Source organism: Fibrella aquatilis, assembly GCF_017353255.1.
Taxonomy (GTDB): Bacteria; Bacteroidota; Bacteroidia; order Cytophagales; family Spirosomataceae; genus Fibrella; species Fibrella aquatilis.
The window spans coordinates 134,186-154,159 of record NZ_JAFMYU010000012.1 but is presented as its reverse complement, the minus strand read 5'-3'; the positions used below and the strand labels follow the sequence as shown (position 1 = coordinate 154,159).

Sequence of the window (19,974 nt, the reverse complement as noted above, 5' to 3'; positions counted from 1 at the left end):
GTAAACCGTTGTGCTATGGTCGCCATTTTCGATTACCGGCTTCCCAGTCCGCCCCTGCGCGAGTATGTGCGGCTGTTGCAGATTGTAGGCTGCGAATTTCCGGCCACGATGCCTGTATTGCCCGTTAAAGCCTATTGGCCCCGGGCCGAAAACTGCCTGTCGTTTTTCCCGAAAGACCCCGAAAAAGTAGCTTACGGGCTTGACGGCAACCCCATCGAGAGCGCCCGGTCGCGGCTCTACGGCCAGCACACGGTTGTCACGAACCGGCACGTGGGGCGCGATTTTATGGTGTTTCAGGTGCAGTTTCAGCCGGGGGCCTTGTTTCGGCTCACGGGCATTCCGGCGCACGAACTGACCAACACGTTTGTAGATGCCGAAGCCGTTTTTTCGGGCGAGATCAGGCTGGTGAATGAGCGCCTGAGCTACACCCGGCACTATACCGAGATGGTGGCTATTGTGGAAGACTTTCTGTTTTACCTCATTGGCCGGGCCAGAAAACAGCTGCGCCCCATTGACCGGGTGGGCCAGTTTCTGCTTCAGCATCCCGGCACGGTCCGGCTCGACTGGCTGGCCGATCAGGCGTGTCTGAGTCAGCGGCAGTTTTACCGGCAGTTTCTTGAACGTGAGGGTATTAGTCCTAAAGTGTATGCCCGAATTGCCCGTTTCGAGCAGGCAATGAAACTCAAAAACGCGCAGCCTGCCAAAGACTGGCTGAGTGTGGCGCTGGAACTAGGCTACTACGATTACCAGCACCTTGTCCGCGATTTCAAGGAGTTTACGTACCTGACACCCAACGAGTTTCTGCAACAGGATGCCCACGCCCCCGAACGTACGTTTGGCCGGGCCGAGACGTAGCTGCGCTGACAGCCTGACCGGGGCCTAAAAATGAGTTGATAAAATGGCTGTAAATCAGGAGTTTTAACCATGGTTTTTCAGCCCAACATACGGCCACATCCGGCGTTGCGCCCCTACATACGGCATTATTTGCTCCTGCACGTAGACCTTACGAACGTACCTGACCGCCAGCGTATCAAGCCCGTTCCGCCCGATGCCGAGCAGTCGCTTTTCTTTTACCCCCGCAGCGAGGTGCGGGTGATTACCAACAGCACCGACGAGACCCGCCTGAGCGCAACCAGCATTTTTGTGGGGCAGCAGACGTCCCGGATCAACATCCAGTTTGGGCAGGATCACCTCATTATTCAGGTCTGTTTCAGGCCGGGGTTTTTGCACCAGTTTTTGGGTGAAATGCCCATCACCGCGTTTCAGGGAAAAGAAATTAGCGCCGAAGACCTGCCCGATGCCGACATCAACGAGTTGAACCGTCGATTGCGCGAAGAGGTCGATTATGATCGGATGATCGCGTTGATTGACAGTTACTTATTGAAGAAAATAGGCCGTCTTCGCCTCGGTATGCAGCCAATAGACCGGGCTATTGTGGCCCTGCGGATGGCTGAAAAACCGCTTTCTTTAGATTGGCTGGCCGATCAGGCCTGCCTGAGCAGCCGCCAGTTTGAGCGCCGGTTTCTGGCCCGTATGGGCATGAGTCCCAAATTTTACGCCCGCGTTGTGCGGTTCGACCGGGCGTTTAAACTTAAAACGCAGCGCCCTCAACTCGACTGGCTCGACGTGGCCTATGCCTGCGGCTACTACGACTACGCCCACCTGATGCGTGACTTCCGGCAGTTTGCCGAGGTGACACCCGCCATGCTCCTGGCCCAGGAAGCCGCCTCGCCCGACCGGAAAACGGGGTTGTAAGGATGTCGTTTTTTTACAGTCGGTGGCCCATTGGGTAGCGCTAGGTTTGTGCCGAACAAAAACCAACCCGGTTATGAACCGATACCTCATGCTAGCGGCGCTCCTGACATTGCTCTTCGGTACGGCCTACGGCCAGAAAAGTACCATGGCGGCCGATGAAAAGGCCATTCAAAACACCGTAGATGCCATGCTGAAAAGCTGGCATACGCACAATTACAACGACATTGCCACCTGGGCCACGCCCGATGCCGACTGGGTAAACGTGGTAGGGATGTGGTGGAAAGGCCGCGAAGAAGTACGGCTGGCTCACCAGGTGTTTCACGACATGTTTTTCAAGACCACCCCCCTGACTCAGCAAAGCCTGACCATCCGCTTCGTCACGCCCGAAGTGGCCATTGGGCACCTTTTGTGGCATATCGGGGCTTATTACCCACCCGACGGTATCGACCACGGCACCAACAAACGGCCCGAAGGCGACGATCTGGCTACCCTTGTTTTCGTGAAAAAAGACGGTAAATGGCTCCTGACCGCCGCTCAAAACGTGTCGATCAATGCGCAGGCAGCCGCCAGTAACCCCGTGACTATGTCGCGGAAGTAAGGGGTTGGGCAAAAGAGTAGCGGAGTCTGGCAAGGAGTCTGATGATGCCATCAGGCTAGCCGCCAGACTCCGCTACTCTTTTGCCCACATTACAGAGCCGGGTGTTGCTTGTGCCAGTTGGTGGCTTCCTGGTAGGCTTTGGCCACGGCGAGGATCTGACCTTCGGCGAAGAGCTGGCCGTTGAACGTGATGCTGCTGGGCGTTTTTTCGGCGTTGAAGCCGTTGGGCAGCACCACGCAGGGGTGGCCGGTGAGGTTGGTGAGCGTGAGGTTGCCACCCGCGTAGGTCGGTGACATATACACGTCAACGTTTGCTTTCTTCAGGACGGCATACATCTGGTTGACGAGTTGGGTACGGATGCGGTTGGCCTGCACGTATTCAACAGCGGGGATAAACCGCGCCGAGCGAAACCGGTTTGGCCAGGCGTTTTTCTGTTGCCGCACCAGCATGTCGTCGCGGCCGTCGCGGGTAAGCTCGTCGAAGGCGGCGGCACCTTCCACGCCGATGATCATGGTCAGGGCACCGTAACGGAAGGCGGGCAGTTCGATGGGTACGAGCGTGGCACCTAGTTTGGTGAGCATGTCGAGCGTGGCTTTGTCGTTGGCTTTGTTAGGGTATTCGCCGTCGAACGCTTTCTGCACCACCCCTACCCGAACCCCCTTGAGCGACGCTTTGGGGGCATACCGGAAGGGCACGTTCAGTACGGTAGGGTCGAAGCCGTCGGGTCCCTGAATGGCGCGGAACACCAGGGCCAAATCACCTACCGAACGCGTCATGGGGCCAATCTTATCCATCGACCACGACAGGGCCATGGCCCCGTGCCGGCTCACGCGCCCGTAGGTAGGACGCAGGCCTGTGACGCCGCAGACCGTTGAGGGTGAGACGATTGATCCCAGCGTTTCGGTGCCAATGGCAAAGGGCAGCAATCCTGCCGCCACCGTGCTCCCCGACCCCGCCGATGACCCGCTCGACCCGTTTTCGGGCTTCCAGGGATTGCGACTTTTCCCCCCAAACCAGACGTCGCCCATGGCTAGTTCACCCATGGCCAGTTTGGCGCAGAGTACGGCCCCGGCAGCCTGGAGGCGCTGGATCACCGTAGCGTCGTAGTTGAGGGTTTGGTTTTTATAAGGCACTGAACCCCAAGTAGTATTGTAGTCTTTTTGGGCCAGCAGGTCTTTGGCACCGTAGGGAATGCCGTGCAGCGGCCCCCGGTAATTACCGGCCTTAAGGTCGGCATCGGCCTGGCGGGCCTGCTTCAGGGCCAGGTCTTCGGTGAGCGTGATGACGTTGAATAGTTTAGGGCCGTGGGTCTTCAGTCGGTTCAGGAAAAACTGCGTCAGTGCTTCCGACGAGATCTGTTTCGTCCGAATCAGTTCGCCCAGTTGGGCTACGGTGTAGAAGGCCAGTTCGTCGCGGTTGGTGGGTAGCTTAATACCGGTGGGTAGGGGGGGCACAAACGAGTCGGTGCCCTGTGGTAGCTGAAAGCCCGTAGGTAATGGGTTGAAATACAGCGCCGGAGCAACGTCGTTGGTGAGCTTGGCCGTGCGGATGGTTTCGTAGTCGCGGCGCTGTTCGTTCAGGTTGTCGAGCATAGAATCGCGCTCGGCGGGGGAGAACGAGAGGTCCATCAGCCGCGACGCTACGTCGGCGACTTCGGCGGTGAGGGGTTGCTTGGGGTCGTTGTGGGCGTTGAAAAAGGCACCAGCCATGAAACATACGGCACAAAGGAGGGTGAAGCGGAGAAATTTTTGCATACAGCAATATCGTCAATCTGCGCAATACCTGTCGTTGCCCTGACCCTGGCACCTCAAAAATCGATCAGCAGCGTCATGCGGTCATGCTGTAGCGTGATGGGTTCGGGCAGGAAGTAGGCTTTCAGATCCAGGCGCTTGCAGAGGGCCAGCCACTCGTTGGGGGGAATGACCAGAAAGCCATTCTGCTGCCGAACGCCGTAGTAGGCCGAAAAGCGCAACCGGAACAGTAGCGACAGCATCTTTGCCAGCCGCCCCTGCCGCAACGACTGTCCCAGCGCACTGACCACGTCTTTCAGCATGGCCTCGCCCACGATGAGGTCGCAAAGCAGGATTTTCGTGCCGGGTTTGGCCAGGCTTTTCAGGTTGGTGAGCAGCGTTTCCACCGCTTCGATGTTGGGGTAATACTGCAACACACTCATCACGATGATTACGTCGAAGGTGTGGCCGTCGAGCATCGGGAAGTGCAGGAAGTCGTCGGCGGGCAGGTCATGCACCGTCACGTTGGGGTGGTCGGCATGGCGGGCGCGGACAATATCATTGTAGCGTTTGGCGATGTCGAGGCCGGTTAATCGACCCACCCGGTGGTGCCAGGCATCGGCCAGGTGGCCGGGGCCAGAACCAACGTCGAGCACGGAGGTAGTCGGCGTAAGGGTGATGTATTGTTCAACACGGTCGAGGAAGTACGCGTAATTCATCGACATCGACTGGTCGAAGGCGTTCTCACCTTGCCAAAAATCAATCCAGGTAGCGGTTTCGGTCATAAACGGAATCTACTTAATAGAAACCGCTAAGATATTAAGCCGACTGCAACGATTGGCGTTCGGGTGTGTACGTGTGTACTAAATAAATCAGTCGGAACCAGATTAGCACGCAGGGCAGTGCTTTCAACACATAGGGGCGCACAAATTCATCGCGCAGAGTCTTCGGAAACAGGTCGGATGGGGAGAGGACCGTAAACACGAAACAACTGATGAGCAGCACCCGGTCATACCAGGTTTTGGGGCCGACAGACCACCAGATCATCACGCCCGTAACGGCAATAATGTAGGCGGGCGACTCGGCTACGGGGTTGAAAATGACCTGGAAAATAAGCACCGAGGCCAGCAGCAGGAGCCTGAACCAACGTTCGCCGTAGTGCCGCACATGCACAAACACCGAACAAAAAATGACCACGCCCACCCCGATAATGACCGAGCCAGAAATGTCGGGCGAGATGGTCTGGTGCACAAGCCGGTGGGTAGACGTGTTCACCCACTTGTCGACGTCGTTTTTATTGAGCAGTTCGGTGAGCCAGTTTTGGTATTGCCAGAGCAGACTGCTGGGCGTAGTAAAGAGCAGCGGAAACAAGGCCATCACCACGGCCCAGCCAATCATACTGAGCAGGAATTTCCCCTTCTGTGGATACAGCAAAAAGAGCGCACCACCCACCAGGCTGTATATCTTGATGTTGAAACCCAGGATAAGGAAGAAAGCCGCCCACAGAGGTTGCCGTTTTTCGAAGCTCAGAAACGTGAAAATGGGAATGGCCGTAATGAGCGGGTTGGTCTGGCTGTTGGCAAGGGCCGTAAACAACTCATGCAGACAAAACCAGTAGCAAACCACTTTTTGGCGGTGCGTCAGCGGCAGGCGGTAGATGGCATATACCCAGACGGCGGCAAACAGAAAATGCCAGACGAACAGCCCTACCGAATAGGGCAGCGCAAAAATTGGCGAAAACAAGGCCCCAAAGCTGGGGGCGTAATGGTTGCGGTCTTCGTATTCGGCGGGGTACTTGGCGTAGAGGTCGGTGCCCTCAACGAGGTGGTCGAGGGTGTGGTAGAAAATAAGGTAATTGTTCGATTGGCTGATAAAGACCGTGCGGATGCTGATGAACAGGGCCAACGCGGCGATCACACCGAAAATGAAACGAAAATCGCTGAAGAGCGGCTTTTTGAAAAACTCGAGCATAAGGGGGGCAAAAATAGTCGACAGACGCCGTTCACCCACCCTGACTTATTTTCCCGTACCGGGCGTGGGCATGGCCGGCTGAAAATCCTTGACGTAGGTGCCGGTCTTGAAATCGTCGAATTTCTCTTTGGTCTGAAAATCGCCGCCGAAATAGGTGATGATCTGGTGGAACGTACGCGGCTCCAGAAAACCCGAAATGGGCTGAATCAACTCCATCTTTTCGTTCATGAACACCGTGGTGGGGTAGCCCATCTGTCCCTTCAGCAGCGATATGGCCAGTTCGTGGGCGTTGCCCTGCTTCTTAAACGTGTGGTCGCCGATGGTTACGTCTTCGTTCATTTCGGCGTTGAGCTTCACGGCGTAATAGTGCGCGTTGACGTAGTCGATGATGGCGGGCTGACTGAACGTGCGCTGATCCATCACTTTGCACCACCCACACCAGTCGGTAAAGACATCGACGATCACTTTGCGGGGGGCTTTTTTGTTTAGCTCATAAGCCTCTTTAAACGTGATCCAGTTGATTTTAGACGCGGTCGGTTTGGGCACGAAACCTGATTTGAAGCTCGACAACGTGGTGGCTAACAGGCAGATAACTAACAGGGGCAGGGCAAAACGGCGCATACGGATTTATGGTTGGGGTATTGGTCATTTTGCTGCGCGGTCATTTGCCTGCGGCGTCATTGGGTGGTCATTCGTTGTGGCTATTGAATGACGCGAAGCCAATGACGCCGCAGGCAAATGACCGCGCAGCAAAATGACTATCAACCAAATAACGGCAAAAAGTGGGCCGGGAATGTGCGGCTGTGGGTGAAAGGTGGTGTTTGTGTGCCACTTACATAAAAAAATGGGCCTCAACAATTGGTTGTCATTACTTTAACAAGGCCTGATCGTCTAATTCTGTTATTAAGTCTATCGGCCTAAGCTGACAATACAGTTACCGGTTGCAAGACACTGGCGGGCGGGTATCCAATTGGTCCACACATGTTCGTTTATCAGATAAAGCAGCCCAGTGCGGGAATGGTACGGAAGGGGAGAATGATCTTGATTTTGTTGCTGTGGCTACTGGCAGGCGGCCCCGATATGTATGCTCAGACAACAGACGTAGTCACCCTAACCCCCACCGACGACGTACTGGCCGACCTGCCCATCGAGCGTTCGCTGAGCGTCTATATCGACTCGCTGCATCATCGCAACCTGCGTGACATACAGATGCTAACGTTTAGCCCCGTTGGCAAAACCGTGCCCAACGCAGGCTACACCAGCGAACAGCGGCAGGCCAACCCAATCTGGCTGCGGTTTCGGGTGCAGAACGTGACGGGTCAGCCCGTGCCCCTGTATGTGCGCGTTAATTTCTGGTGCTTCGAGTCGCTGCAACTGTTTGTGACGCAAACGGGCGGTGGGGCTACGCAGGCCATTTTTTTGCCGGATAATAGCGCCTTACCGGGGCTGGTGTCGGCCTCGCCGGTGGTGGGCTGGCGTACGCCGGTGGCTCAGCGACCGGTGCATAACCGGCACTTTTTCTTTCCCTTTACCGCGCCCGCTGGTGCCGATTATACCATCTATCTACGGGTGGTGAAAGTGCGGGGGGCGCAGGTGGTGCCCATCACCTTGCTCCGGCAGGGCGCCTACGAAACCTGGATGCAGCGCGACTACCTGTTTTGGGGTGGTGTGCTCATGACACTGCTGTTTGTGGCCCTGATGAGCCTGTTTTTCTTCGCCACCACCCGCGACTCTATCTACTGGACCTACCTGCTGTGCGTGATCTGCCTCATCGGCTTTATGGTCATCAACAACGGCTTTCTAAACCAGTTTGCCCCATCGATGCAGTTTTGGGTGCCCCGCCAAAATTGCTACTTCCTGTTTCCGCTGCTGCTGTTCTATTCCAACCTGGTGTTTGTGCGCACGTTTTTGCCGCTTAAGAAAACACCCCTCCGCTGGCTGCACCGGCTGAGTGCGGGCGTACTGCTGGCGGGGCTTTTCTGTGTACTGCTGCTGGTAATTGAAAACTGGGTGCAGCTGTCGCCCTGGATTGAGACTGTTTTTCTGCGGCTGTTTACCCTGTTCTACTGGCTACCCATGCCCGTGATGGCCGCCTATGTGTTCATGAGCCTCTACCGGCGCTATTACCGCAGTGCCGCCTGGCTCTACCTGGTAGCCATTACCCCGTTTTACGTGCTTAATTTTGGGCAGGTGATAGCCAACTTCGGGCTGATTCCTACCTACAGGCCGTTGGTCAATTTCGACATCTACGCCGCCATGGGCCTGTTTGAAGTGCTGGCCCTCACCTTCGGGCTGGCCTTCCGCTACAAGCTCATGCGCGACCATACCGACCGCCTGCTGAGTAGTCAGCGCGAGCAGGAACGCACCACCTACGCCTCTGAGGTACAGACGCTGGCGCAGAAAAACAGCTTGCTGGAAGAGCGCGAACGCATTGCCCGCGACCTGCACGACAACGTGGGGGCACAACTGGCATTCATGATTACCAGCCTGTTGCACATTGGCCGGCAGGTGGAACAGCAGCCCATCGTGAACGGGAAAAACCAGGCCGATCAACTGCGCACCATCGTGGGCTACGCCCGCGATGCCATCCGCACCCTGCGCGAAACGATCTGGGCCATTCAGCAGGAGCGGTTTACCCTGGCCGAGTTCGACGAACGCCTGAATCAGTACGTAAACCGCTACGTTCAGCAAACCGACGGTCTGGAGGTAGACATCGAGATTGAGGGCGATTCGGGGCAGCCGCTTACGTCGGCGCAGGTGTTGAACCTGTTTCGTATTGTGCAGGAGGCATTGAGCAACGTGGTGAAACACGCCCACGCCACTGAGGCCACCGTACGCCTGAAAACTCAAAACGACGGCACGTTTTGCCTCACGATCCAAGATAATGGGCAGGGCCTTAACTTCTCGCCCGATGATGCCGACACGGGCGAACGCCATTACGGTATTAGTAACATGAAACGCCGCACCGAAGAGCTGGGCGGTCATTTCCGCATTTATGCTAACGAAGGCACCGTAGTAGAAGCGGTTCGCTCCTAAATCTGCATGTTCCGTTCCAGGGCGTAACGTACCAGGGCGGCTGAGTTCTTGCAGCCGGTCTTACCCATAATATGTTTCCGGTGGGTATCGATAGTGGTGCGCGAAAGGCAGAGTTTCAGAGCCATTTGTTCGTTGGTGAGTCCATCCAGAATGAGTAGCATGATCTCGCGTTCGCGGCGGGTGAGCGGCTCGGCATAGGCCTGACGGTTGATGGGCCGTTCGGCAACGCCGTGTACGAGCACCGGCGATAGGGCGGGGCTGATAAAAATGCGCCCTACGGCCACGCTCTCCAGCGCCCGAACCAGTTCGGCTTTGCCCATGTCTTTTAACAAATACCCATCGGCCCCCGCTTTCAGCATCTGCTGCACGGTGGTGTAGTCGCCCATCATGCTAATGGCCAGCACCCGCACGTCGGGCCATTGCCGTTTGATGATCTGAGTAGCTTCGATGCCGTTGAGTTCGGGCATTTCCACATCAATCAGTACGCAGTCGACCTGGTTTTCGGCCAGGAAATCGAGCACTTCGCGACCGTTTTTGGCGTCGCCCACCACCTCGCAGGTGTCGATACGGTCGAGGAGCATACGCAGGCCATCCAGAAAAAGCTGGTGATTGTCGGCAATGAGAATACGCTGGGGTGTGGTCATGGTGTGGTTTTTTAGATTGGCCAATGACTCCTACTGCTTGAGTAAGCTGCTTGTTTTTCGTTGATTATCAGTTGTTTGTATGTCGAAAAATAAGTGGCCGGTGGCGAAGGTGCTTAGGTCTACTTCTTCTTTCTGGCCGAATCCGGTGCCGGTGCGCTGTGCCTGCCAGCCTACCCGGCCCAACAGCGTAACCAGCCGCAGGGTAACGCCCACGCCCGCCGGGGCCTGCCAGCTCAGCGTAACCCGATTGGCGGCGGGGCTGGGGTACGCCAGCAGCGAAAGGGTGGAGTTGGGGTCGGGCTGGGTGGCCAGGGGTTGCTGAATACGAAGGGTATAGGTGTTGCCTACGTCGCCGGTACCGCAGTCGTTGCGCAGGGCCTGGAGCTTGTAGGTGGCCGTGGCGGCGGTGGGGTTTGGGGTTTCCCACTTCACAAAGAGCTTGTTGCTGGTGGTGATGGACTGCCCACTCCAGAGCGTAAACGACCAGGGGCCGTCGCCTTCGAGGTTAATACGGATGGCCGTGCTGTCGTAGGCCAGCACGGTATCGTCGCCGGTGAGCTTGGCAACCGCTTTGGCTCGTACCCGCACCGCCACGGCGGTGGTGGCGCTTTCGCAGCCATTTCTGGTCTGGGTGACGTAGTAGGTCAGGTTCTGACTTTTGTCGGTGGGGGGCGTAATGCTGGCCTGGGCTGGGGTGCTGCGGTCGGCGGTGGTGTACCAGCGGAGGGCATCGCCTGCGGCTATTAGGGCGGTGCTGGGGTCGTTAATGCAGAAGTCTTTGCCCGCTGCTACGGGGGCAGCAGGCACGGCAAAGACCGTGGTGAGCAGTTTGGCGCGAGGGCCTTCGCAGCTGCCGAACCGCTGGCTCACCCAGTAGGCTTTTTCGCCCAGGGTAACTGTCTGGGGCGTGAGGGCCGTTTGAGAGGTGCCCGCGGTTTCTACGTCATACCACAGGAGGCCGTCGCCGGCAGCGGTAAGGGATTTGGGCGTCTGATTCTGACAGAGCGACACCGGTACCACGCCTGGCGCACCAGGGGTATTGCGTACCTGTACCAGCAGGTCTACCTTCTTGCTTTCGCAGTTGAATGCATTGCTGGTTTGCGACACCCGGTATTTAAAGTCGCCGGTTTGGTTGGTGGGCGGGGTGGGGGCGCTGGCCAGGGGTGTGTTGCTGTTGGCATTGTACCATTTCAGACCCTGCCCGCCCGCCGCCAGGGGCGTTGTCTGCTGATCTTTGCAGAGCAGCACGGGGTTGGTGGTAAACGTGGGGTCGGGCGAGGCAGGGTTGATAACCTGGTCAATCTGGGCGCGGGGACCTTCACAGCCGTTTACATACTGGCTTACCCAAAAAGACGTCGTGCCCGCGTTGTCGCTGGCCGGGGTAATAGCCCCCTCCGCATTGCCGCCCGTTTTGGCCCGGTACCAGCGCAGGTCCTGCCCTTTGGCCGTCAGGGTGGGCACACTCACCGACTGACAAATAGGCGCGGGCGGCACAACAACTGGTTGGTCAGGCAGGGCAATAATCTTTACCGTGAGTTGAGCGCGGGGACCTTCGCAGGCACCAAACCGCTGGCTCACCCAGTAGCTCTGATCGCCTACCTGCGCCGTCGACACAGGCGGGGGACTCTCGGTGCCGTTGCCCCCCGTAGCCGCCAGGTACCAGAGAAAACCGGTACCCTGCGCCGACAAAACAGGGGCTGTGGCGTTGTGGCAGGCGCTGATGGTGGCTACGACCGGCGCACCGGGGCGGTCTTTCACTTCCACTTTTAGGTCTACTTTTTTGCTTTCGCAGTTGGCCGCGTTGCTGGTCTGTGTTACCCGATAGATGATGTCGCGCACCTGGTTGGTTGGTGGGGTAGGGGCGGCACCCAGCTTATTGTTGTTGGCATCGTACCAGATCAGGTTCTGCCCGTTTGCGGTTAATGAACTGGCCTGCTGGTCTTTACACAGCGTCACCGTACTGGTAACGGGGTCGGGCGAGGCGGGGTTGATTACCTGGTCAACCTGGGCACGGGGGCCTTCGCAACCTTTGTCTGACTGGCTCACCCAGTAGCTGGTCGTGCCGGGCTGGTCTGAATTAGGCTTTATAGTGTTTTGGCCGCTGCCCCCTGTTGCGGCGGTGTACCACTTGAGACCATTACCGCTGGCCGTCAAATTGGGCACGTCGGTATACTGACAAACGGCACCGGGGTTATTCACGCCGGGCTTACCGGGCAGGGCATTGACGGTGACAGTCACGGTGGCTTTGTCGCTGTAGCAGCCGTCCTTTTGTTGGTCTACTTTAAACGTCTGCGGCCCCGCGCTGCCGGTGCTTACCACAGGGGTGCTGCCGTTGCCGTTCCAGAGGGCATCGCTGCTGTTGTACCACCGCAGGTTGCTGCCGCCCGCCTCCAGCGTATAGCTGGGACCGTTCTGGCAGATCTCTTTTGGTGATACGCTGGGGGCACCGGGCCTAGTCTTCACCTTGACGGTAATGTCTACCTTGTCACTTTCGCAGGACCCAACCACCTGTTTTACCCAATAGCCGTAGTCGCCGGCACTACCTGTCCCTTGCGTGGGAGCGCCGGGTTGAAGCGTACCATTAAAATCATACCATCTCAACGTACCCGACCCCGTGGCGCTGAGCGTGACGCTGGGGTCGCCCTGGCAAACCGTCGGGTTGGTGTTGGTTACGATGGGCTTGTCGGCTTTGGTGATGGTAACAGCTGCCGAACGTGGACTAATCAGGGCATTGTAATCGGCGCGGGGCGAAATAATACGAATCCGGTAGCCGTTGCCCGCCGCTACATTGCCCGGAATGGTAACGTTGGTAGTAGCGGTGCCTTGTACGCCCGTTGCCAGGTCGATAGGGTTGCCGAAGTTGCCGCTCGCGTCAGATAGCTGAACGAGTGGTTTAAAATCGGACTGGAGGCGAATGCTGCTATTTCCCGTGGCATATTGTGCATTGAGCGTACCACCCGCGCAGACAGCCGATTTATCCAGAAACGTGGTCAGTTCCAGGGGGGTTGACGTGACAGTGGCACTGCCGCCAACGGTGTTGGGGCCGGGGCACCCACTGGCATCGCGCAGGTTTCTGACAAAGACGTTGTCATAGTTCCGCTGCACATCAAACGTGGGCATTCGGGGCGTTACCGTGGCCGTATAGGCGTTGAAGGTCTGGTTGCTGCGCAGAAAGCCAACGCTGGCATATTCGCTGGAATAATCGTTGTAGTCGACGGTAAAAGGGGGCGTTCCTGTAAATGTAAAATTGATAGGGGCAGGGGTGCCCGCTGTTATGGTTGGGTTGCCCGAAATGGTCAGCGTGGTGAGGGGTTTGATAGTAAAGGTGGTACTTTGGGCCGGGACCGATTTTTCGAAATTCATCCCGAATAACTGGATGTAATAGCCACTGCCTGCCGTGAGGGTTCGGGGCATGGTAAACTGCACCCGGATACGGTTGGTGGCCGAGTTTACCCCTGCTGTCCGCGTACTAACCACACCGGTATAGGTACCCACGTTTTCGACAATGCGAAGGCCGTTGGGCAGGGCGGGCGAATAGAGACCCACCAGATACTTGCCGTTTTGCCTCCCGTCATCAATTACAGTGGCGTTGAAATCAACGGCAGCACCCTGACAGATGGTGCTGAACGGCAGGGCATCGGGTGTGGTGGTGGGATATTGCTGCGCTGCCAGCCGCCACGGAATCAGTAGCGAAAGGGTGATGGTGAGGGCGATAATCGTTTTCATGGTGTGGAGGTGTAACAGAGTGCATGCTTACTTCTTTTTGCCAACTTTTCCGGCCCGGAACAGGGTACGGATGCCGTTGACGGTGAGGCCAATGCCAACAACGCCGCCACCAAAGACCCCGTAAATAGCCGGGGCACCGTAGGCTGTCATCGACAGGGGTTCGGGGGCGGGGGGTACCGGCCGCTGCGACAGGCTTTGGAAAATGGTGTAGTTGGCGTTGAGGACGCTGGCTTTGGCCTGGTAGACGTCGTAGTCTTTTTTGATGCCCGAATACACCACGTAGCTACCGCCCAGTGCCGCCAGGCCACCCACCACCTGAAGCCAGCCCCGCAGCCGCATGCCAGCTACAAGACGGCGTTGTTCGTTGTTGAGCGACTTCGTTAAAGCGGGCGAGACAGACAGGGCAGCGGGCTTCTGCACTACCGGTTTGGGCGGCTTTGGCTCAGGGGCCTTCGCCAGGGCCGGTGCGGGTTTGGCCTCAACTACTTTGGTCTCAGCTACCGCCGGTTTCGTGTCGGAACTAACCGGTTTTTGTTCTATCGCTATGGGTTTAGTCTCGGCCACAGTGGGCTTAGGTGGGTCGTTGACGGGCTTGTTTTCAGGGCGGGTGGGCGCTTCGATAACCGGCGTTTTGGCCACTGTCTTTGGCGGTTCCGGCTGTGGCTTAGGAGCTAGTTTTGGCGTTTCCGGGGCTGGCCGGGGTGTTTCCTGAGCCGGTTTTGGTGTGACAATGGCTAGGGCAGGGGCTGATTTAACGGTGTCGGCGGCGGGTTTGACCTTGCGTTGGCGCTGGCTTTCGTCGGGGGGGAGGTAGCCGGGTGTCACCACTGTGGGCGCGGGTTTGGTGGCCAGCGCGCGGGTGGTGTCGGGCCGGGGCTTGGCCGGTTCCACCCGCGAAAAAATGAGGAGATTCCGGTCGCGGTTGGTGAACATAAACTTGTTTTTACCCTCGAAAACAATGCGGTTGCCATCCAATTCGTAGGCACCATCGTCGCGGCGGCGATACTGCCCCAGCGGCAAGCGGGGCAGCTCAGATTTGACCACGTCGAGGGCCTTGCTGTTGTAGCGGATGGTGGCGTTGAACTCGTAATCTTCCTGCCGAAAAACCACCGTTGGCTCACGAATCTCCAGCAGGGGCGGCGGTGCATCAGTAGTCGCTACGGTGGCTACGGTGGGGGCCGTGGTCTGGGCCAGGCCTGCGCCGCGCCGTTCGAAGATGATCTGCTGAATGTAGACCTCCCACTTCTTGCCCACTTTGGTAGCCAGCAGCGTAGCTACCCGGTTGACAGTCTGGTAACTACGCCCTTTTTTGTCGTTGCCCTTGTAGGCCGAACTGTAGAACACGTCGATGGTGGCGGTGGTAGGACTTTGGGGTTTAGGTTCAATTGTGCGTGGCACCGAAACCGTAAAAATGGGTCGGATTGGGTCCTCATTTTTCGGGTAAAAACTCACCAGATCGCTCAGGTACTGCCCCACCTGCTTGTCTACGTGACCGGCGGGATCGATGCGGGTGGGGTCAACGTCGTCTTCGATGATGACTTCGTCATTGACGAACAGCTGTTGCCCGGCACTGTTGGGCAGGTAGCTGTTTTGAATGATGTAAGTAATGTCGGCTTCGGTGATAGCGTCGGAGGTGACGTTGTTTATTTTATCGGGCAGATCTTTCGAGATACGAAGCAGCGCCTGCCGTTTTATTTCGCGTTTGTCGCTCTCGGTCAATGCCTGTGTCTGCGCCTGTACTGATCCTGTTTTTAACAACAAAAAACTGATAATCAGCAGTATGCCGCTGATTTGGCTTATGGTTGTGCCTGCGCTGGAACGTGGGTTGGTCTTCATGGCGCGGGGCAGTTGGTGTAATAAAACTTGGCCCGTTCGCCGGTGGTGCAGGCATACCCCAGGGCATAGCCTGAGCTGTTGTAGGTATAGCGAAATAGGCCCTGCTGCGTTAGCCTGAGCACATTTTGTATGGACTGGTTGAGTACGTAGGCCGTGAGCAGACCTGGTTTTCCGCCGCCATCAGTCACGTTGGGAATACCCCGAAACAGCAGCTGGGTTTCGCCATAGAACTTTTTATCGTCGTCAGTGATATAGGTATACGTTGAACTGGTGAACTTGCTTAGGGCCGGTTCGTTATACGTTTTCACGAGGTGGTTGCCCTGCGCGTTGACCGTAAACGTCTCAACTACGCCGTCGGTATGGGTGTAGGAAGTTACGTAGCCCGTGGCGGGGTCAACGGCATAGCGTTCGCCGGTTTTGGTGCGGGAAGCCAGCTTGCCGTCAGCCTGGTAGGTGAGTACTTCGGTGGTACCGCCGCCTGTCTTGGTAATGGTTTTCAGCCGGTCGCCGTCGTAGGCGTAGGCCCAGGTAGTGCCACTTCCCTGCGTAGGCGTGATGCTCACGATCCGCTTCGGCGACCCCTCGTAGGCGTAGGTGTAGCGCACGGTGCCACCAGCGGTTTTGTCTTCGCGGCTGATGGCGTAGTGGGTGGTGTCGTAGGTGTAGGTCTGGGTCAGGATGCGGCCATTCTGGTTTTCTTCGTAATACTGCGTCAGGCTGCCAAAATTGTTGTAGAGGTACCCCTGCCGCCGCACGTTTCCGCCCTCCTGTATCACCTCTACCAGCCCAATCCGGCACAGTTGCGGTATGGCCGCGCCGCTCAACTCCGGCTCCTGATGGCAGCCCACAAGCAGTAGCAGACCCACGAAACAAAGAAGTACAGATCGGTTCATAACGTGCTTACTTATAATTACTTACGGTAGCCGTTTGCGGCTGGGCGGGAATCAGTTTCAGCGTAACGCGGCGGTTGCGGCCCCGGCTCTCGGCGTTGTCCTGCGCGCCTACCAGAAACCGGCTGCCATAGCCTTCGATGTGCAGCCGGTCGTCGGCCACGCCCTGCCAGTGGAGGCAGTTGGCGACCACTTTTGCCCGGAACTCGCCGAGGTATTTGTTCAGGTTTTCGTCGCCGAGACGGTCGGTATGGCCTACCAGCCGAAGGTGAACGTCGGGGTGTTGCAGGAGGTAAGCCCCCACCTGTTGCAGCGTGGCGCGGGCGGCTCCGGTGAGTGCATAGCTGCCTTCGTCGAAAAAAACAACGGGCAGGTTATCGGCCAATACCGGGGCGGCAGAGGGAGTTGCCAGGGGAGCAGTAGGTGCGGCCGTGACCGAAACCGGCCGCGTGGCCATCGTAACCGGCTGCACATTCAGGCCGGTCACCACGCTGATGGGTCGGCGCTGAAGCACATTGGATGCCTGATCTACCAGCCGTAGTTCATAGCGGCCGGGCACCAGGTCGTTGGCCGTGAACACCCCCGCCCTGCCCGCCACGGCCAGCAGCCGTTGGGGGGTAGAGGTACCTTCGCGCTGTAGTTCGCCCTGTGGCAACAGGCCCGGCCCAACAGGCCCGCTCTGCACCGCCAGGATGGTTAGTTCGCGCAGCAGCCGCACCTCGTGCCGAAGGGCCGGGCCACCCAGTTGTTCTACGCTGATGTTGCCCTGATAGGCCTGATAACCCGCCGCCTGCACTTCTATGGCCACGATGTCTTTGTCAGTGAAATCAATGGTGCACAGGCCCGCAGCGTCCGTATCGAGGCAGGTTTTTTTGCCGGTTTTGGTAAAGAAGAAACAGACCTGCGCCCGCAGGGGGGCGCCCGCCAGGGCATCGGCCACGGCAAAGGTGCTGTGCTGCACCTGCCCCGCCGAAAGGCCCCCTGCGGGTTGTACGTAGTGTTTTTGCTCAGTCTGTAGGTAAGGGCGGTCGGTACCCTGCCGGTCTACGGCCACCAGCGGAATCACCACATACACCTCGGCCGGTGCTGAAAACATGGTCAGGTTTAGGGGCAGCCGCTGGGGTCGATAGCCGGTTCGTTCAATCAGTAGCGCCGTAGCCGTACACGCCACGTCGACGGTGAACTGACCGGTACCGTCGGCACTGGTACCCAGCGCCATGCGCCCGGCCCCCACCCGTACCGACAGCTTCGCCGACAAGGGCTGGTGCGTGGCGAAGTCCTGCACCACGCCCACCAGCCGCACGCACACCCCCGCCCGAACAGCCAGTGTGTGTAGCAGCGTAAACCCACAAAGTAGCAGTAGTCGCATAAGGAAGTAGCAGTAAGCAGTGAACAACCAACAGCGAAGAGTTAGCAGTGAACAACCAACTACTAACTCTTCGCTGTTGGTTGTTCACTGTTCACTGCCTCAGTTTGACCCCACGCCGACGTTACCGAGCAGGACTTGCCAGTTGGTTTCGGCCTGGCCTTCAATCATTTTCTGGTAGGGCTGCAACTTCACCCGGACATTTTTTTGGGTCACGTCGCTGTAGCTCACCGCGTCGGCTTTGCCATAGCCGGTGAAGGTTTGCTGGCCCGTGATGACGCCGTAGTAATTGCCGTCGGGGGCCTGGGTCAGCTCTTTCACATACTGCACCTCCGACCAGCTCACTTTGGTGTAGGTGTAGGGCAGCAGTTTCAGCCGGGTCAGGTACGTGCGCACGTCGAGGGTGCGGGGGGGATTGGGCTTGCTGGCCGAGGTTACCGCCACCGTGGCACCGGGCATAAACAGCCGTACGGCCTGGTCAATGGCCCGGTCTTTGTCATCGCCCGTCAGGGTTTTGTCGGTGATGATGTTGATGTACGATACAAACTCGTCTACCCGCTGCATGGCCTTGGCGCGGTAGGTGATGTACTCCGACTCGTTGAGCGATGCCTTGGCACCGCTGGCGGCCGCTGCCGGGGCGGGACTTGCCACCCCGGGCGGAGGGGTGGATGTGGCCGCAGGGTCAGGGCGAGCCGGGGCGGGGCGGCTGGGGGCTGTTTTGGCCTGCCGAGCGGGTGCTGCCGGGGCCACCGTCACTGGTTCGGACGCAGGAGCCACTACCGGGGCCGGAGCCGGTTCGGGTGGAGCCACGTTGGGGGCCAGCAGTTGCGGGCGTAGTTCGGTCAGGATCGGGGCAATCTCGTTGGGGTCGCCCAGGATTTGGTGCTTACCGTCGCGGTGGAGGATCACCAGGAGTTCAGTCTTACTGATCGACGCCGCGCCGCCCGTGGTGGGCTGGTAGTTGATCACGTCGTCGCTTTCGTAGGAGATCACCCCCCGAAGCACTTCCAGCGGTACGCGCCGTACCATCAGATCGGTGGGGGCGGTGCGGGCGGGGGCCATCAGGAAATCTTTGAGTTGCTGCCCGGCCTGGTCGAAATCGCTACTGAGGTCTTTGATAATCAAGTAGTTGCCTTCCTGCGTAAAGGCCATAATCACGTTGTCGCGGCCATAGGTGTAGTTGGTCAGTACCTCGCCGCGTTTCACGGTAAACTTCACTTTGTCGGCTGTAACCGATTCTAGCTGGGCATCTTTGAAACGGTCGCCATTGGCGAAATAGATGGCATCACCGAGCGCTTTGTTGGTGGTTTGGGCGTGAACTGTGCACACGAAGCACAGCCCCGCCAGGGCGAAAAACAGGTATCGGATCATGGTGTGGTATGAGAAATACTATTGGCCAAATAGATAGCGGAGGCCAACGCCAAACGTAGCCTGGGTAACCTTGGGTGCGCCCGTCGGCGGGTTGGCTATCATGGTCATAAGGCCGTAGTCGCCCTGGGCATAAACGGTCAGCGCCTGGCTAAAGCGGGCACCTAGTTTCAAATCGCCCCCCGCGTGAAAGTCGCTCAGACCCACTTCTTTAAACGTGGCGCTTTCGCCTTCGGCCGTTATGTTGAAGCCATAGGCACCATACACCCCCAGCGAATAGAACAGGTTGACGCCCTTGGCTTCATTGTAGAGCGGCACAATGGCCAGGGTAGCTACACCGTAGTTGAGGGCTGTGGTGATCTTGCTTTCGGTGCGTGAAAACCGCATATACTCGACAGAAGGGGCCAGGGCCACGCGGCTGCCCAGCGGAATTTCGGCGGTAAGCCCCCCGCGCAGGACCATACCCATATCTGAGTTTTCGCCCGGAGCCGGGATGAGGAACAGCCCCGCACCCCCACCAACCGTGAGACCAAAGCGGGTGCGTGGATCGGTTGAGGAAGCCACGGGGGCTTGCCGGGCTGGCGTGGCCTGCCGGGCGGTGGACTGGTTGCGGGCGGGTGAGGCAACGGGGCGGCCGTTGGGGCTGGCTTTACCTTTGCCGTCGAACCGCTCCACATCGTTGTTGGCATAGCGCACGTAGCTGACGTCGCTCTTTTTTACCTGATATAGCTGGCCTTGCGGAGCCGACGCCTTGCGGTACGAAATAGACGTCTCGCTGATTTCATTGATCAGCGCGTCGATCACCGTATTGTCATAGCGCACAATCTGGTCTGGGCGGCGGCTGGTTTGGCCATAGCTGGTCAGTTGCACAAATAGGCCGCCAAGTAACAGGCTCAGCGTCAGTAGGGTACGGGCATGGTTCATGGTAAAAACAGATTATGGTGTAGATAGTGCCAGGCAGCATGCAGGGGTGCTGATTAGGGTAAGCATGGGTCAAATGTCGGTGCATCAACGACCGGGCGAATCCCACGAAAGGGGGATATTTCGGCCTACT

General features: G+C 58.0%; 15 protein-coding genes. 4 read left to right on the top strand and 11 right to left on the bottom strand.

What is annotated here, in order from left to right; genetic code table 11:
- The first annotated feature begins 15 nt into the window (after positions 1-15).
- From J2I48_RS15800 to J2I48_RS15790, 3 genes are all read left to right on the top strand, one after another.
- Positions 16-855, top strand: a complete 840-nt coding sequence (locus J2I48_RS15800) for a helix-turn-helix domain-containing protein (protein ID WP_207336435.1) — start codon at positions 16-18, stop codon at positions 853-855.
- A 69-nt stretch (positions 856-924) separates the two neighbouring features.
- Complete coding sequence (locus tag J2I48_RS15795) at positions 925-1,755, top strand: helix-turn-helix domain-containing protein (RefSeq protein ID WP_207336434.1); 831 nt, start codon at positions 925-927, stop codon at positions 1,753-1,755.
- Positions 1,756-1,828: 73 nt separating this feature from the next.
- The gene (locus J2I48_RS15790; RefSeq protein ID WP_229376348.1) at positions 1,829-2,353 is read left to right on the top strand and encodes an SgcJ/EcaC family oxidoreductase; all 525 of its coding nucleotides are present in this window, start codon (positions 1,829-1,831) and stop codon (positions 2,351-2,353) included.
- An 89-nt stretch (positions 2,354-2,442) separates the two neighbouring features.
- Here the strand turns inward: J2I48_RS15790 and J2I48_RS15785 are convergent, their stop codons facing one another.
- From J2I48_RS15785 to J2I48_RS15770, 4 genes are read right to left on the bottom strand one after another with little or no spacing between them, the layout of a single operon-like run.
- Positions 2,443-4,107 carry an amidase gene (locus J2I48_RS15785; protein ID WP_207336433.1) on the bottom strand — a complete coding sequence of 555 codons (1,665 nt, stop codon included), beginning with the start codon at positions 4,105-4,107 and terminating at the stop codon, positions 2,443-2,445.
- Positions 4,108-4,160: 53 nt separating this feature from the next.
- The gene (locus tag J2I48_RS15780) at positions 4,161-4,868 is read right to left on the bottom strand and encodes a class I SAM-dependent methyltransferase (protein WP_207336432.1); all 708 of its coding nucleotides are present in this window, start codon (positions 4,866-4,868) and stop codon (positions 4,161-4,163) included.
- A gap of 34 nt (positions 4,869-4,902) precedes the next feature.
- Positions 4,903-6,054, bottom strand: coding sequence for a glycosyltransferase family 87 protein (locus J2I48_RS15775; protein WP_207336431.1), 1,152 nt, complete (start codon positions 6,052-6,054; stop codon positions 4,903-4,905).
- A gap of 45 nt (positions 6,055-6,099) precedes the next feature.
- Complete coding sequence (locus J2I48_RS15770) at positions 6,100-6,675, bottom strand: thioredoxin family protein (RefSeq protein ID WP_207336430.1); 576 nt, start codon at positions 6,673-6,675, stop codon at positions 6,100-6,102.
- A gap of 414 nt (positions 6,676-7,089) precedes the next feature.
- Here J2I48_RS15770 and J2I48_RS15765 point away from each other — a divergent pair, with 414 nt between their 5' ends.
- Positions 7,090-9,090: a sensor histidine kinase gene (locus J2I48_RS15765; RefSeq protein WP_229376339.1), complete on the top strand. Its 2,001-nt coding sequence runs from the start codon at positions 7,090-7,092 to the stop codon at positions 9,088-9,090.
- On the opposite strand, the gene J2I48_RS15760 is transcribed toward J2I48_RS15765, so the two are convergent.
- The 7 genes from J2I48_RS15760 to J2I48_RS15730 all read right to left on the bottom strand — a co-directional run bounded on the left by J2I48_RS15760 (position 9,087) and on the right by J2I48_RS15730 (position 19,844).
- Positions 9,087-9,734 (bottom strand): response regulator, encoded by a 648-nt coding sequence (locus tag J2I48_RS15760; RefSeq protein WP_207336429.1) that lies wholly within the window; start codon positions 9,732-9,734, stop codon positions 9,087-9,089. The two genes, J2I48_RS15765 and J2I48_RS15760, sit on opposite strands and share 4 nt — an antisense overlap.
- A gap of 30 nt (positions 9,735-9,764) precedes the next feature.
- The gene (locus tag J2I48_RS15755; protein ID WP_207336428.1) at positions 9,765-13,460 is read right to left on the bottom strand and encodes an Ig-like domain-containing protein; all 3,696 of its coding nucleotides are present in this window, start codon (positions 13,458-13,460) and stop codon (positions 9,765-9,767) included.
- 27 nt (positions 13,461-13,487) lie between these two features.
- Positions 13,488-15,296, bottom strand: coding sequence for a hypothetical protein (locus tag J2I48_RS15750; RefSeq protein ID WP_207336427.1), 1,809 nt, complete (start codon positions 15,294-15,296; stop codon positions 13,488-13,490).
- The gene (locus tag J2I48_RS15745) at positions 15,293-16,189 is read right to left on the bottom strand and encodes a hypothetical protein (protein WP_207336426.1); all 897 of its coding nucleotides are present in this window, start codon (positions 16,187-16,189) and stop codon (positions 15,293-15,295) included. Before J2I48_RS15745 ends, J2I48_RS15750 begins: the two co-directional genes overlap by 4 nt.
- Positions 16,190-16,196: 7 nt before the next feature.
- A complete protein-coding gene (locus J2I48_RS15740) occupies positions 16,197-17,555 on the bottom strand; it encodes an OmpA family protein (protein WP_207336425.1) in 1,359 nt (452 codons plus the stop codon).
- Positions 17,556-17,654: 99 nt separating this feature from the next.
- Positions 17,655-18,923 carry a hypothetical protein gene (locus J2I48_RS15735; RefSeq protein WP_207336424.1) on the bottom strand — a complete coding sequence of 423 codons (1,269 nt, stop codon included), beginning with the start codon at positions 18,921-18,923 and terminating at the stop codon, positions 17,655-17,657.
- 18 nt (positions 18,924-18,941) lie between these two features.
- A complete protein-coding gene (locus tag J2I48_RS15730; RefSeq protein WP_207336423.1) occupies positions 18,942-19,844 on the bottom strand; it encodes a hypothetical protein in 903 nt (300 codons plus the stop codon).
- Positions 19,845-19,974: the final 130 nt, after the last annotated feature.